Below are 15,312 nucleotides of genomic sequence, written 5' to 3' on the forward strand. Positions count from 1 at the left end.
CGTTTGAACTTCAACTAGAGAAAGAAAGGCTCGGTCAACCGCTGTCTTTACTTCACGAACGGGAACAGCAGTTTCTGGTTTTCCGGCCATAGCATATTGTTCAGGTCGATCAGCTTCGTATCCGTTGGAATCCGATCCTGCAGCTTCTCGCCTCGGGCAGCCTGGACGGCAGCGGCTACGGCCATGTAACCATTGTTAAACGGGTTCTGTACAACCATCGCCTGCACCTTCTCCTCCTGAAGCAGCTCAAGCATTTCCGGCGGATTATCAAAAGCGATCATTTTCACTTTTCCGCCGTAGCCGAGCTCATCGACGGCCCGACCTGCGCCAATCGAAGATTCGGCACTGAGCGACACGATGCCGTCCAGATCCGGGAACCGCTTCAGCATATCGGCCGTCAGGTTATAAGCGAGTTTCTCGTCCGAACCGCAGTATTGAATATCGACGACATGCACGCCGGGAAACCGGGCGATGTAGTCCAGGAATCCTTCCTCCCGTTGGTTCGCGTTTCGAGCGCCCTGGACGAAATTCATGATTCCGATTTCACTTTCCGGTCCGGTCAGTTCAACCAACCGTTCGGCGGCTTTCTGGCCGGCTTCGTAGTTATTGGTACCGACGAAGGTCTTCACCTTGGTCGAGGCCACTTCCGAATCCATCGAAATGACCGGAATGTCGTAATAGGATGTTCGGTCTGTCACCTGCCCCAACGCTTCATAGTCGGAAGCCGCCAAAATGATGGCATCGGGACGCCGCTTAATCGCCCCCTCCATCAGCTGGATTTGCCCTTCGACGTCGTTTTCGTTCTCCGGCGCCAGGAAATTCAACCGCACGTTATACTCTTTGGCCGCAACCTCCGCCCCCAGCTTGGTTGTCTTCCAGTAATCGCCGCGATCCATCTTGACGATCATGTCCACGTCGATAACCTGCTTGTTGTCTCCCCCTCCACCGGAGCGGCCGCAGGAGGACAGCAAAACGATCAGCAGGATGGAGGATAACAGCAGGCAAGCCAGATTCACGTACTTCGGCAATCGCTTCATGACTCCCTCCCGCCTTCTTCCGAACTTTCCGGCCGCACGGCCGGGATCGTAATCGTCACCGTTGTCCCTTCTTCCGGTTCGCTATCAAAATGAAGTCCATAGCTCGCGCCATAATAGAGCGTAATTCGCTCCTGTACGTTACGAACACCGACGCCCGACCCACTTTCACTTCGGATAGCCCCGCTAATGAGCTTCTCGACCGTTTCCGGAGACATCCCGATTCCGTTATCGCGGATACGAAAGACGAGCTTATCGCCTTCCAAACGGGCCTCCACCCGAATGAATCCCTCTTCGGCCGATTTTTCGATCCCGTGATGGATCGCGTTCTCGACGAGCGGTTGCAAGATCAGCTTTAAGGTTGAGCACTTCAATGCGTCTTCATCTGCGCTAATCTCATAGCGAAACTTGTTCTTGAACCGGATCGTTTGGATGATCAAATAATGGCGCACATGCTCCAACTCGTCCTGCACGCTAATGACGTGGTTCCCCTTGCTTAAGCTGATCCGGAAAAACCGCGACAGCGACGTTATCGTCGTAACAACCTCTTCGTTTCGTCCGAGCTCAGCCAGCCTTGTGACCGAGTTCAACGTGTTATAGAGGAAATGAGGATTGATCTGCGACTGCAGCACGTCAAGCTCGCTTTTGCGTTTGGCTTCCTGTTCCTGGATGATTTGATCCATCAACTCACGAATCCGGCGCAGCATTAGATTGAACCGCTTAGACAGCTGTTCGACTTCATAAGCGCCGCTAACATAGACATTCGTCCCGAAGTCCCCGCGTTCCACCATTTGAACGGAGCGCTCCAGCTTGCGAATCGGCTGGGAGATCCGGGCCGATACATAAATGCTGATGACCAGGATGATCGCGATTACGAGGGGCAAGAACCAGGACAGGAAATCGCCGACCTCCCTTTTTGTCGTCAAGAACTCGTCTGCGTAGGCCACCCCGACGATTTTCCACTCGGCCGGTTTGACCGTCTGAATCGTAATGATTCGCTGCTCCCCGTCTGACTCGTCGAAATAACGACCGTATGCATAATTCAGCACCGGCTCCAGATTTTCGTACTTCAATCCTGCATAAATCAGCTGTTGCTGTGGATGGTAGACGATATTCCCTACCTCGTCGATAATGTACACGTAACCTTTTTTGCCCAAGCTGATTCGACCGCTAAGCTCATCAATGGTACGGAAGTTGATGTCAATGACCAGCACGCCTTGCTTCAGCTTCCCTTGGTCCCGGTAGGTCACGGTTTTGCTCATCGAGACGACCCAGCGATACTGCCACTTAAACAAGTTCTGAATGTGAGGCGGGGTAAATTGCAGTTCCCCCGGATTTTCCATTGCGGATTCGAACCATAACTGCTCCTGCAGCCGTGTATTTTGCCGCATCGGAATGGACGGCATGTTACGCACCAGCTTCCCATCCTCCGTAAACAACGCCATCGAAACCAGATCCTCGCGCGTACTGAGCACGGTCTCCAGTTGCTCCCCCAGTTGATCGTTGGTGGGCAGATCGGGGACTACGGCAATTTTTTGCTCCACAAGGTCAAAAATATCCTGCATTCCGCTAACATATAGCTCCAGGTTGGAATGAACCTGTTCAATGATTTGCTCTAAGCTTAAATAGGCATTCTCTTCCGCGGCTTGGGAGAAGCGGTTGAACAGCAAGGTGCTGACCAATACGACCGCAAGTACCGTAACGGCAATCGATGACAAGGATATCAGTACTTGAATGTTGCGCACATGGAAACCTTGAGCCATTCGTTTGACGGAACGCCACAATCTCATGAGCTTCTGGCTCCAGTGCGATATTCTTTCGGAGAAATGCCGTATTTCTTACGGAAGCAAAAACTGAAATAGTTGGGATCGGCAAACCCAACGCGTTCGGCGATTTCAAATGCTTTCAAGTCAGTTGTAGCCAGCAGGTCCTGTGCCGCATCCATCCGCACGCCCATCAAATAATTGACGAAGGTCGTTTTCGTCTCCTTCTTGAAAATGTTGCTGAAGTATCCGGTACTGATATGCAGATGCTGGCATACTCTGGCGATGGAGATGTCATTGTCCCCGTAATGCGTCATGATGTAATCCTTCGCTTCATCTACCAACTTGTTGTAGCTCGATTGCCGATCGGAGGCGATGGAATGCTTCAGCTTCATACAGACATCCAGGAACCAGGTCTTAGCTTCTTCCGCATGCGAGAACTTGATGAACTGACCTAGAAATCCGGCTCCCTCACCAAATAATTTGTCGAGGTCAACGTGTACGTCCTTGGCGACCTTGATCACCGAGGTCAACATTTCCAGCAAATACACCTGAAAATCCTGATAAGACGCCTTACTATCAGCTAAAGCCGAGAACAGTTCCTCCAATAAGTCAGTCAACTCTTGGTCGCTGCCAACCTTCAGGCAGCGGACCAACTCTTTCTCCCTTAGCTCGTCCATAGATAACGGAACGTACTGCCGTGATTCCACGTCCTCGATCCAGATCACTTTATTGCCACCGAGAATCACGCGGTAATCCAGCGCTTTGACGGCCTCTTCATAAGAGCCGGCGAGTTCACTCAGTTGCTCCACCTCAGAGCCGGCGCCAATCGTCACCGTTAGTTTAAGGAAACGCTCCACGCTAAAACGGATTTCTTCCAATAACTGTAGTGTTCGGTCTGCGAGTTGATCCTCCATGCTAGGCTCTGCTATGCTGAGCACCACAACCTCATCATGATGGATAAATGCCCGGTCTCCGGAATGAAGCCGGACCATCTCCTCGGCAATGTTATATACGGCAAACAGCTGTAACTGCGTATCGTTTGTATCCTTCAAGGAGACCGACGCCTGCCGATTCCCGGGTTCGCCGCTCCCAGATGATTCCCGACGGACCGCCGTAGAATCGATTCCGATCACGGAGACTTGATAACGTTCGCCGCTCAGATCCAGGTCATAATGCTCGCATTTCTCATGGATCTCTGTTTCCTGCAACCGGCGAGACACCAGGGAAGACAAAAACAGGCTCTGCAGGATTGGCAGATTTTTACGGTAATGCTCCGTCAGTAGCTGCACGTTTTCCTTCGCGGCCACCTCTTCATCTATCTGCATTTTCACCTTCGTTAAAATCTCGGCCAATTCTCTCGCCGAAAACGGTTTCAACACATATTCGTCGATGCCCAGTCGAATGGCTTTCTGCGCATATTCGAACTCCTCGTATCCGGTCAAAATAATGATCTTCGTGGCCGGGTATTGTTCACGAATCCACTCGGAAAGCTGCAAGCCGTTCATGAACGGCATTTGTATATCTGTTACCACAACGTCCGGCGCATGCTTCTCCACCAGCTCGGCCGCTTCCTTGCCGTTCTCTGCCGTCTCCATGACGGTATAACCGAGACTTTCCCAGTCGATCAGACTCAGCAAGCCCTCCCGTACGTCCTCTTCGTCATCGGCCAATATCAACTTATACATCGATGGACCATCCTCTTCTATACCCTGATTTCCCCCCGATTTTATCGTATCGGTCCGCAAAAGTAAATTGCGGATCATTCGGAGCTGATGGAAGGATCCAAGACCTTAGTCCAGTTTGTTTTCCGTCTTCGGTCCGTTTTGGGATTCCCATAAAACAAGTACCATGATATTATCCTAAAGAACTATCATCAACTCTAAATGGTGGTCGAATTTATGAACAATGAGATGAAAATCTATATTCTATTAAGCAATCCGAAGACGTTGGTCGCTAAAGCGATCGGATTATATACCCGCGCTCCTTACAATCATGCCTCCGTCGCCTTTGATCCTGAGCTGCGAGAAGTGTATAGCTTCGGGCGCAAACACCCCGTGATTCCGATCTTCGGCGGCTTCGTCAAGGAGGACATTCACTGCGGGGTATTCGAAAAGGCGACCTGCGCCGTGTATAGCTGCAAGGTTAGTGCGGAGAACTACATGCGCATGAGAAATTTCGTAAAAACCTTTGAGGACAACGGTGAACTGTATAAATATAACTTCATAGGCCTGTTGGGCGTGATCTTAAACATGGAGCTTGGCGGAGAGAACTCCTACTTCTGCTCTCAGTTCGTCAGCCGGGTGTTTCAAGAAGCCGGGGTCAAACTGCTGGATAAATCCGCAGGATTAACTACCCCGTCCGATCTCTGCGGTTGCTCGCAGCTCCAACTCGAATTCCGCGGACGCCTTGAAACCTACCGCGAGTTATACTGCTATTCACGTCGGTCCGCAGTGGCGTATGAGCAAAGCCGGTATTATGCGGCGAATTAATTTTGATTAACCACTGTCGGATTGAGCATGACCAAATAGCGCTATGTTTTCACCTTATTTGGTGGGAATAGCGCTATTTTAAAATCACCCTATTCTGCTGTTGGTCGTGATTTTCAGGCGGATAAGGTGATTTTGTGGCGCTAAATTGTTTTGAGTCGGACAATTATTCAACGATAAAAGGTTTTGGCGCACCATATTGCTGCAGCCACTGCACGATTTCTTGATTTCTCTGCTCGATGTACTTATCCTCTAATCCATGCTGACCATTCGGGTACACCACAAGCTTTACGGTTTTACCCACCTTCTCCATTTCATCCGCAAATAATTGAACGGTTTGCCGGCGTCATGATGAATGGTCATATCTGTATATTATCCCATATAAAAGGATAGGCCTAGGCCTATCCTGCGATTGGAGTCCCTTTAAGGATGCTTCCGCTAAGCTAAATAAGCTTCCTTGACCTGCTCGTTGGCGAGCAGCAAATCAGCCGCGTCTTCCATCAAGATTTCACCGGTTTGCATCACGTAGCCGCGGTGGGCAATTTGCAAGGCTTGATAGGCATTTTGCTCCACAAGCAGCACGGTCATCCCCTCACGGTTCAGCTGTTGAATAATTTCGAAAATTTGCTCAACGATAATCGGCGCGAGCCCCATCGAGGGTTCGTCCAGTAGCAGTATTTTCGGCTGCATCATCATCGCCCGACCGATGGCCAGCATTTGCTGCTCCCCGCCGCTCATCGTTCCGCCCGTTTGCGCCAACCGTTCCCGCAGCCGCGGAAAATGGTCGAACACCCTCTCCATCCGCTGCTTAATCTTCTTTTTGTCGCTCACCGAAAAAGCACCCATCTCCAAATTTTCCTTCACCGTCAACCGCGGGAAGATCCGTCGTCCTTCCGGCACATGCGCGATCCCTTCCAACGCCGCCCGGTGCGGAGGTAAGTTTGACATTTCGGTGTCGTTGAAGCGGATGGTGCCGGTCATGTTCACCTGTCCGCAAATCGCCTTAAGCGTAGTGGACTTCCCGGCCCCATTCGAACCGATCAGCGACACGATCTCCCCAGCCTCCACCGTCAGGGTAACGCCTTTAAGCGCTTCAATCGCTCCGTAATAAGCGTGTACCTCTCGCAGCTCCAGCAAACTCATGAAATCACCTCAAGCCGAACCGCTTCTCCTTGGACAGCGCTTTTGCCCAGGTACGCTTCAATCACTTTCGGATGTGCACGGATATGGTCAGGTCCGCCTTCTGCAATTTTCGTCCCGTAATCCAGGACAAGAATGTGCTCGGATAACTCCATCACGAGCTTCATGTCATGCTCGATCAGGATGATGGTCATTCCGGTTTCCTTCTGAATTCGCCGAATCAGGCCGATCAATTCAGTCGTCTCGCGCGGATTCATCCCGGCTGCCGGTTCGTCCAGCAGCAGCACCTTAGGCTTCGCCGCCAGCGCCCGGGCGATCTCGAGCCGCCGCTGAGCGCCGTAAGGCAGGTTGGACGCTTGTTCGTTCAACAACGCTTGCAAACCGACGAACTCCAATAAACGGTATGCCTCTCGATGCACCAACTCTTCCTCATGTCGGGCAGTCGGCAGCGAGAGCAGTGTGCCGATGATCCCCGTCTTCAGATGGATGTGCATGCCCACCATGACGTTTTCCAGCACGGTCATGCTGCCGAACAGGCGAATGTTCTGGAACGTCCGGGCAATTCCCAGGCTCACGATCTGATGGGGTTTGACGCCAACGATGGACGTTCCATCCAGTTCAATCGCACCTTCGTCCGGAGTATAAATGCCGGTAATCATGTTAAAAAACGTCGTTTTCCCGGCCCCGTTAGGACCGATCACGGCGGAAATCTTGCCGCGCGGGAACGCAAAGTCAACGCCTCCAACCGCCGTTAATCCGCCGAAGCGTTTGACCAGCTTATTGACCTTCAGAATCGTCATTGACCTACACCTCTTCTTTGTTGTTTCGCCGGCGGCAAGACGGATAATGCTTTGCCCAAACGTTGCTCCTTTAGCCGCTCGGCATCCACCCTCTTGTTCTTGGCTGTGATCAGGCCATTTGGCCTGAAGATAGCAACGAGCACCAGGATCGCGCCAAAGATGAGTCGCTGCATTTTGGAAGGCGAGATCGAATTAGGGATATGAATGATTCCCTGCAGAGTCAACTGATTTAGCCAATTGGTAAGCTCGGTGAGCACCTGCAGATTCAGGATCGTCACCAAAGCCGCGCCGAGAATGACGCCGGGTACGCTGCCCATCCCGCCAAGCAGCACCATGACCAGAATCGTAATCGATTCGAGCAATGTAAAGCTGGTCGGATCGATAAACGTTTGCTTCGCGGCAAAAACCACCCCCATCATGCCTGAAAATGAAGCACCGATGGCAAAAGCGGTCAATTTGGTTCGAATGAGCGGGATACCCATCGATTGCGCGGCGATCTCGTTCTCCCGTATCGCCTTCCATGCCCGTCCAAGCCGGGAATACTCCAAGCGTTTGACGCTAAAAATGACGATTGCCAGAATAAAAATAACGATGAAATAAAACTGGTTCGGAAACGTGAAGGAGAGGCCAAACAAGCTCGGAGGCCGAATCGAAGACAACCCCATCGCCCCGTTCGTGATGTTCACCGGTTTATCCAGATTGTTAAAGATGATGCGGATGATTTCTCCGAACCCCAACGTGACGATGGCCAAATAGTCGCCCTTGACCCGAAGTACCGGCAAACCGAGTAAGAGCCCGAACAATGCAGCCATAAACCCGCCAAGCACGATAAAGATCCAAAACGCGCCCCCAGGTAGCGGAAACCAGTGACCGGAGATAAATTCGTTCGCCTGCGGTGTGGCAAAGATGGCGTACGTATAAGCCCCTACCGCAAAGAAGGCAACGAAACCGAGGTCAAGCAGTCCAGCGAATCCGACCACGATGTTAAGACCTAGCGCCATGGCGATGTAAATGCCGCACTGCGTGGCTACCTCCATGTACGACTGATGGGCCGGACCACCCGAAGTAGCAAACGGGATCACCGCAAGCAGCAGCACCGCTCCGATCCCCCATTTGATCGAGGTTCGGAAGGTCGTTAAATACAAGAGTAGCAAGGAGCCAAGTAAGAGCAGAAAGGAGATGACCGACTTATCCGAGAAATACACGCCAGCTGCCGCGACCAAGATAAACAACGTTAATAACAAAGCTTGTGCGAATGGGCTTCGCCCCAACCAGAGCTTCAGTTGATTCATGGCAGATCACCTACACCTTCTCTTTCACGGCCTTGCCGAATAAGCCTTCCGGCTTGAAAATCAGCACCGCGATTAGGATCAGAAAAGCGACGACGTCTTTATATTCCCCGCCTAACACGCCCCCCGTTATGGCCGACAGGTTGGCTGAGGAGAACATCTCCAATACGCCGATAAACAACCCGCCGAACATGGCGCCCCGGATATTGCCAATGCCGCCGAGGACCGCAGCGGTGAAGGCTTTCATCCCTAAGATAAACCCGATATACGGGTCGATGGTTCCATACTGCTGGGCGAACAGGACGCCGGTCCCGCCGCCTAGCGCCGACCCAATAAAGAAAGTCAAAGCAATCACTTTATTCACGTTAATCGACATCAACGACGCCGTTTCCCGATCCTGGGCTACGGCCCGCATGGCGGTTCCCCATTTGGTGCGGTTCACGAAAAAGTCGAGACCCACCATGAGTACGACAGCCACCGTCACAACGATGATCGTATTCGTCTTAAGAAATGCGTCGTCAAACCCGCTCCATAAGGATGAAGCACCGAGCTTCAGGTTATCGCCGTACAACGAGATGCCGGTAACGATAAAATTCCCGGTACGGATATCCGCGATAAACCGTACGATATCCTGCAGCAGGAAGGACACTCCGATCGCCGAGATCAGCGAGATCAGCTTCGGAGCTCGGCGGAGCGGCCGATAGGCCACCCGCTCGATCCCGATCCCCAGCATCCCGGTTGACAGCATCGCCGTCGCCAGGATGAGGAAGTAGGCGAGTCCGGCAGGCAGCCCGGTCAGCCAACCTGCCGAGTTCATCGTCAGCAAGGCTGCGGTGCCTACGAACGCGCCGGTCATAAATATTTCTCCATGCGCGAAATTAATGAATTCGAGAATGCCGTAGACCATCGTGTAACCGATGGCCACCACCGCGTAGACGGCACCCAAAGTTAATCCGTCCACCAATACTTGAGGGAGGGTTTGCAGGATCATATCCATAAGTCCTTATCCCTTCTGCGTTATTGCCGAGAGTTCATTACTTCGGCTGTTCGATCTCCGAAACCATCGTGCCAGGGTAGGTTGGCGAATCGAATTTATAAATGAAAACCTTGGCGTATTCATTATCGCCTTTGTCGTCAAAGCTGACTTTCGTGGCGATGCCCTCGAAGTCGGTCGTAGCTCGGACCGCATCACGGACCTGTTCGCGAGTCGGAAGCTTGCCGCCATTGCCCTCGATCGCTTTTTCCACCGCGTTTAAGATGACATTCATCGAATCATAGGCATAAGCGGAGTAGTTCTCGACGGATTTGCCGAACTTGGCTTTATACTTATCCGCCCATTCCTTGTTGGATTTCGTGACGTCCGTAGACACGGAGCTGTAGGCAACTTCCGTCAGCTTGTCGCCGGCGATGTCGACCATGCCCGAGGAATCCAGCGCGTCTCCGCCCATGATCGGCACCGTGATGCCTTTCTCGCGCGCCTGTTTGACGATCAGTCCCGCCTCCGCATACATCCCGCCGAAGAAAATAAAATCCGGCTTCTTGCTGAGCACCTGGTTCAGTACGCCGTTAAAATCCTTCTCCCCAACCGTAATGCCCTCGTAACCGGCGATGGTCGCCCCCAGCTCTTCGGCTGCGCTGCGGAAAGCGTCGGCCAGCCCCTGCCCATAAGCCGTTTTATCCTGGATGACGAATATATTTTTCGCTCCCACGGTTTTCACGGCATATTCGGCGCCCGCCGGTCCCTGGAAATCGTCGCGGGCAACGATCCGGTTGGCCGCTTTCAGCTTCCGGTCGGTGAAGTCGGTTGCCGTGCTGGCCGGGGAGACCATCGGAATCCCGTATTTCTCGTATACGACCGAGCTTGGAATCGATACCCCCGAGTTTAGATGTCCCAGTACCGCCAATACCGCTTGGTCGGCGCCGATCAGTTCGGAGTTGGCGACACCTTTCTTTGAATCGCCTTGATCGTCGTAAGGCACGAATTGCAAGTCAAATCCCAATTCCTTAAATTCCGCTTGACGCTCCTCCAGCGCCATCTGCCCTCCGAGCTTAATCGATTCCCCTTGAATCGCCGAGCCCCCGGATAACGGGGATTGCGAAGCAATCTTGATGACCGTCAGTTCGCCTCCGGATGCGGCGGCATTGCCATCCGCAGGTTTCGAAGTGTTGCCGGACGAATTGCATGCCGAGAGTAACCCCATGATTAGAAAAGTGCTGATAAGCCAAACATAGCTTTTTTTGCCCTTCATACGCATCCTCCTAAAATGGACATTTTCCTAGGGTTGAACCCCGATCACTGTTAACTATATGTCATAATACATAACACAATAGATATCATCCGCTTCATATATGTTAGTATTCGTGACATTTGAGAATGAATTTAACCTATTGACTACAAAAAACTACGGTATCCTACCCAATACAAAAAAAGAAATGTTAAAATATTTTACATTCCCTTCTCATTCTCCCACGCAAGCACAAAAAAGCCCCGTCCTAAAAAAGGACGGAGCCTGAATCGCAGTTTGTCTACTGATTTAAGTTATATTTAGGTTTAGCTTAACGGCTTATTCATCCGGTAACCGGTGCAGCTGAAGCCGCAATGCTCATAAAACATTTTCGCGGACAGATGATTCTCTCGGGCTGTAGAAAGAACCAGATCCGTGCTACCACGTTCGATGGCCCACTTCTCCGCCTCCATGATCAACCGTCTCCCGATCCCTGTACCACGGTGTTTCTCTTCAACGACCAAAGCTGTAATCCGGGTGACCGGTTTAATCATATCATGCGTCTGATGCTGCTTGAGAAAAGCTGTCCCTACGACCACACCGTCGAGTTCCGCAACCAGATTGCCTAGCAGTAACTGACCTTCCAGCATTGCTAGACGTTCCTTCAACACACTTGCCGTCATCGGATAACGCAACTGACGCATTAAAGGAAGCATGTGTTGAACATCGTCGCAACAACCGTTGCGAATGACCAGAGCCGGAGCTAACGCCTCAATACTCAATTGGACCAAACCACCTTCAATAAATTTGCCGATTCCTAATCCAATTCTATTTTCCGGTTTTATGTCCAAGATTGCAATAGTTCTAATTAAAAATGCACATATTTTTCGATAAAAAGTTACAAAAACCGAAATTGGGCTTCGACCAAGCCGTAATAGATTCCCTTTTGTTCCATCAGTTCCCTGTGCGTACCTGATTCTTTAATCTGACCATGGTCCAAGACGATGATCTTGTCGGCATTGCGGATGGTAGATAGCCTATGGGCGACGATAAAAGACGTCCTCCCCTTGAGGAGCACCTTTAACGCGTCCTGGATCTTCAGCTCGGTCTCCGTATCAATGCTTGCTGTCGCCTCGTCGAGGATCAGAATCCGCGGATTCGCCAGCAGCGCACGGGCAAATGACAATAGCTGACGTTGCCCCATCGAGAGCACGTTGCCGCGTTCCTCCACCTCCGTATTGTAGCCGGACGGTAGCTTCATGATAAAATCATGGGCGTCCACCGCTCTGGCCGCAGCCTCTACTTCCTCATCCGTCGCGTCCAAGCGACCGAAACGAATATTGTCCCGAATCGTTCCTGAGAAAATAAACGTATCCTGCAGTACAACTCCGATTTGGCTGCGAAGGCTCTGGACGGTGACCTCGCGAATATCATGACCGTCGATCACCACCGAACCGCGGCTCGGGTCGTAGAAACGGCTGAGCAGGTTGATGATCGTGCTTTTTCCCGAACCCGTATGGCCGACAAGCGCGATCGATTGGCCGGGACGAACGTCCAAGTCGATGCCTTTCAAGGCTGGGCGCCCTTTTTCATATTCAAACACGACCTGATTAAAGCGAATCCCTCCCGTAATCGCCGGGAGCGGCTTAGCTCCTGGCTGATCCGCGATATTCGGCTCCTCGTCGATAAATTCGAAGATCCGTTCAGAGGAAGCCATCGCCACCAGCAGTTGGTTGTACATTTGTCCCAGGCGATTGATCGGATCCCAGAAGTTCCCCACATAGTTGCTAAACGCCACCAGCAGGCCAATCGTCAGTTCTCCGGTCTGAATGAGGTAAACGCCCAACATAAACAGCACGAACGTGCCGATGCCCCCGGTAATTTCGATTAAAGGACCAAAACCCTGGTTCATGGCCGACGCTTTGTCCCACGACTTCTTGCTGCTCAGGTTCATCGAATCGAAGTAACGCATGTTCTCCCGTTCTTGGGTGTAGGCTTGGGTGACGCGAATCCCTTGAATCGATTCATTCAAATGGGAGTTGATCCGCGAGTTCTTCATGCGAACTTCCTGCCAGGCCATCCGGATTTTTTGCCGCAGTTTGGTGGAGATCAGGAACATGATCGGCACGGTGATCATCACCGCAAGTCCCAGTTTCCAATTGATCAGCAATAAAATCACGACAATCCCGGCCAACTGCACGCAGTCGATCATCAGGTTAACGACCCCGTTGGTGAACAACTCCTGCAGGGAATTAACGTCATTGGTCACCCGCACTAGCACCGAGCCGGCCGGACGCTTGTCGAAGAAGTTGAAGGAAAGCTTCTGGATATGCTTAAACAAATCGGCGCGCAGGTCATAAATGACCTTCTGTCCAATAATGTTCGTGTATTTAATCCGGTATACGCCGGAAACCCACTGAATCAGGTATAGGATGAGGACGGCGACGGTGATGCCGTACAGCAACGTTAAGCTGGTTTGGCCGTTCTCCGGCGCGATCGCCCGGTCGATGGCTAGACTCGTCAAATAGGGCACGGCCAGCTTCGTTACTGTACCTAGCACCGTCATCAGGACAATCAAAGGCAACATCTGTTTGGCGTAAGGGATCATATAGGCAAAAAGCCGGCGGAATTGCTGCCAATCAAAAGCCTTGTCAATCACCTCGTCATCCTGGTAAACGAAGCGTTCCTCGATTTTTCCGCGGGCTGATTCTTTCCCTTGAGGCTTCCGCCCGGTTACCGTTTGCGTATTCATACGTCACCTTCCCGTTCACGCCGGGCCGCTCCATCCAGATGGTCCGCGTATTGGATTCGGTACACATCCCGGTACGGACCGGGAACCTCAATCAGTTGCTCATGTTTGCCGCGTTGCACAACCCTTCCTTCATTCAAGACGAGAATTTCGTCCGCGTGGCGCAGAGAAGAGATTCGGTGTGCGATGATAAATGTCGTTCGCCCCCGCATGACTTCTTGAAAGCCCGATTGGATCTCCTGCTCGGTCTCCATGTCCACCGCGCTGGTGGCATCGTCTAAAATGAGGATTTTCGGATTTTTGAGCAAAGCGCGGGCGATCGCGATCCGTTGCTTCTGCCCGCCCGACAATCCGAGTCCTCGCTCACCCACTACGGTATCGTACCCGTCCGGCAGCTCCATGATAAAATCGTGCGCCTTCGCCAATTGGGCAACGCGAATGATTTGCTCCATGGATACATTGTTCATGCCGTACGCGATATTCCCTTTAATGGTCGATGAGAATAGAAATGTCTCTTGGAACACGGTGGCGATTTGGCTTCGCAAGCTGCGCACGTTGATCTCTCGAATGTCTTTGCCGTCCAGGCGGATATGGCCTTTGTTGACGTCATAAGCACGCATCAACAGCTGGATGATCGTTGATTTGCCGGACCCGGTGCCGCCGAGAAAGCCGATGACCGAACCAGGTGAGGCATGAAACTCGATGTCGACGACAGCCGGCATTTTGTTTCCGTATGCGAAGGTGACCCGATCGAACTGGACATCGCCGCGAACCTGCTCCGGATCGAGCTCTACGGCCCGCGCTTCGTCCTTGACGTCAATCGGTTGATTCAAAATTTCCAGCACTCGTTCCCCGGATGCCTTCGATTGCGTATAGTTGTTAATATGGAAGCCTAGGCCCCACATCGGGCCGATGATAAACCAGATCAAACTAAAGAAGGCGACTAAATCGCCGAGCGTCAGCTGCTCCTTGATCACCAATGTGCCGCCGGCCGCCAGAAGAACCGCAACGCTAATCGAAGCCAGCAACTCCATCACCGGAAAGAATTTGCTCCACAAGGTAGCCGCAAAGATCTGGTTATCCTTATATCGCTCGTTCCGATGCGAGAACTTCTCCACCTCATGCGGCTCCCGGGCGAACGATTTGACGGTGCGCACCCCGGTTACGTTCTCCTGTACTGCAGTCGTCAAGGAACTGAGTGCCTGGCGCATTTCCTGGAATGCCGGATGAATTTTCGACTCGAATTTGAGCGCCACACCGGCTAAGAATGGAATCGTGATCATCGTCAGTAAGGTCAACTGCCAGTGAATGGACAACATTACCGCCGATCCGAAGGTCACCATCAGGACGAGATTAAGCAACTGGGCGAAGCCAAACCCGACGAAGTTGCGGATCGCTTCCAAATCCCCCGTTAATCGGGACATTAAATCCCCGGTTTTCGCTGTGTCGTAATAGCGGAACGATAGAAATTGTAGTTTTTCGTAGCAGGCGTTACGTAGTCGGTAAGCGAGATAATTCCCCAATCTTCCGCCGAAGAATCCGTGCAGGAACTGCAGCAGCGCCTTGACGGCCACGACGGAAACCGCCATGGCGGCAATCCACACCACTTCCCCGTAATTTCCCGGCCGAATCACATCGTCGATCAGCTTGCGCAGCAGCATTGGATAAACTAAGCCCAGTCCGGTAGCTGCCGCCAAACATAAAATCGACAACACCAAGTAATTCAACTTTGCCTGGTAATATCCCCGAAGTTGCCTGAGAACCTCCATGTCACTCCTCCTACACCCGTTAGTTGGAATTAACTTGATCAACCGTCATAAACC

The 15,312-nt window shown here is 52.0% G+C and carries 13 protein-coding genes; 1 reads left to right on the forward strand and 12 read right to left on the reverse strand.

What is annotated here, in order from left to right; translation table 11 throughout:
* Positions 1 to 47: 47 nt before the first annotated feature.
* Genes MKZ15_RS13325 through MKZ15_RS13335 form a run of 3 tightly spaced genes read right to left on the reverse strand, consistent with a single transcriptional unit; the run spans position 48 to position 4,485 of the window.
* Positions 48 to 1,037: a substrate-binding domain-containing protein gene (locus tag MKZ15_RS13325; RefSeq protein WP_193416056.1), complete on the reverse strand. Its 990-nt coding sequence runs from the start codon at positions 1,035 to 1,037 to the stop codon at positions 48 to 50.
* A complete protein-coding gene (locus tag MKZ15_RS13330) occupies positions 1,034 to 2,824 on the reverse strand; it encodes a sensor histidine kinase (protein WP_155608494.1) in 1,791 nt (596 codons plus the stop codon). The genes MKZ15_RS13325 and MKZ15_RS13330 overlap by 4 nt, the downstream gene beginning before the upstream one ends.
* Positions 2,821 to 4,485 (reverse strand): response regulator, encoded by a 1,665-nt coding sequence (locus tag MKZ15_RS13335; RefSeq protein WP_339816498.1) that lies wholly within the window; start codon positions 4,483 to 4,485, stop codon positions 2,821 to 2,823. Before MKZ15_RS13335 ends, MKZ15_RS13330 begins: the two co-directional genes overlap by 4 nt.
* A gap of 213 nt (positions 4,486 to 4,698) precedes the next feature.
* Between MKZ15_RS13335 and MKZ15_RS13340 the strand changes: the two genes are divergently transcribed.
* Positions 4,699 to 5,289 carry a hypothetical protein gene (locus MKZ15_RS13340; RefSeq protein WP_167521293.1) on the forward strand — a complete coding sequence of 197 codons (591 nt, stop codon included), beginning with the start codon at positions 4,699 to 4,701 and terminating at the stop codon, positions 5,287 to 5,289.
* A 163-nt stretch (positions 5,290 to 5,452) separates the two neighbouring features.
* Here the strand turns inward: MKZ15_RS13340 and MKZ15_RS13345 are convergent, their stop codons facing one another.
* From MKZ15_RS13345 to MKZ15_RS13385, 9 genes are all read right to left on the reverse strand, one after another.
* Positions 5,453 to 5,590, reverse strand: coding sequence for a hypothetical protein (locus MKZ15_RS13345; RefSeq protein WP_204801153.1), 138 nt, complete (start codon positions 5,588 to 5,590; stop codon positions 5,453 to 5,455).
* A 134-nt stretch (positions 5,591 to 5,724) separates the two neighbouring features.
* On the reverse strand, positions 5,725 to 6,429 hold the full coding sequence (locus MKZ15_RS13350; RefSeq protein ID WP_155608498.1) for an ABC transporter ATP-binding protein: 705 nt from the start codon (positions 6,427 to 6,429) through the stop codon (positions 5,725 to 5,727).
* Complete coding sequence (locus tag MKZ15_RS13355) at positions 6,426 to 7,226, reverse strand: ABC transporter ATP-binding protein (RefSeq protein WP_213622879.1); 801 nt, start codon at positions 7,224 to 7,226, stop codon at positions 6,426 to 6,428. Before MKZ15_RS13355 ends, MKZ15_RS13350 begins: the two co-directional genes overlap by 4 nt.
* Positions 7,223 to 8,518, reverse strand: a complete 1,296-nt coding sequence (locus MKZ15_RS13360; protein ID WP_213622878.1) for a branched-chain amino acid ABC transporter permease — start codon at positions 8,516 to 8,518, stop codon at positions 7,223 to 7,225. The genes MKZ15_RS13355 and MKZ15_RS13360 overlap by 4 nt, the downstream gene beginning before the upstream one ends.
* Before the next feature lie 10 nt (positions 8,519 to 8,528).
* Positions 8,529 to 9,512, reverse strand: a complete 984-nt coding sequence (locus MKZ15_RS13365; protein ID WP_213622877.1) for a branched-chain amino acid ABC transporter permease — start codon at positions 9,510 to 9,512, stop codon at positions 8,529 to 8,531.
* A gap of 37 nt (positions 9,513 to 9,549) precedes the next feature.
* A complete protein-coding gene (locus MKZ15_RS13370) occupies positions 9,550 to 10,764 on the reverse strand; it encodes a branched-chain amino acid ABC transporter substrate-binding protein (RefSeq protein ID WP_213622876.1) in 1,215 nt (404 codons plus the stop codon).
* A 302-nt stretch (positions 10,765 to 11,066) separates the two neighbouring features.
* Complete coding sequence (locus MKZ15_RS13375) at positions 11,067 to 11,522, reverse strand: GNAT family N-acetyltransferase (RefSeq protein WP_193416050.1); 456 nt, start codon at positions 11,520 to 11,522, stop codon at positions 11,067 to 11,069.
* Between the two features lie 116 nt (positions 11,523 to 11,638).
* Positions 11,639 to 13,492 (reverse strand): ABC transporter ATP-binding protein, encoded by a 1,854-nt coding sequence (locus MKZ15_RS13380; RefSeq protein ID WP_155608502.1) that lies wholly within the window; start codon positions 13,490 to 13,492, stop codon positions 11,639 to 11,641.
* Positions 13,489 to 15,258, reverse strand: coding sequence for an ABC transporter ATP-binding protein (locus MKZ15_RS13385; RefSeq protein ID WP_155608503.1), 1,770 nt, complete (start codon positions 15,256 to 15,258; stop codon positions 13,489 to 13,491). Before MKZ15_RS13385 ends, MKZ15_RS13380 begins: the two co-directional genes overlap by 4 nt.
* Positions 15,259 to 15,312 lie beyond the last annotated feature (54 nt).

The organism is Paenibacillus sp. FSL R7-0216 (assembly GCF_037969915.1).
Classification (GTDB): domain Bacteria; phylum Bacillota; class Bacilli; order Paenibacillales; family Paenibacillaceae; genus Fontibacillus; species Fontibacillus rhizolycopersici.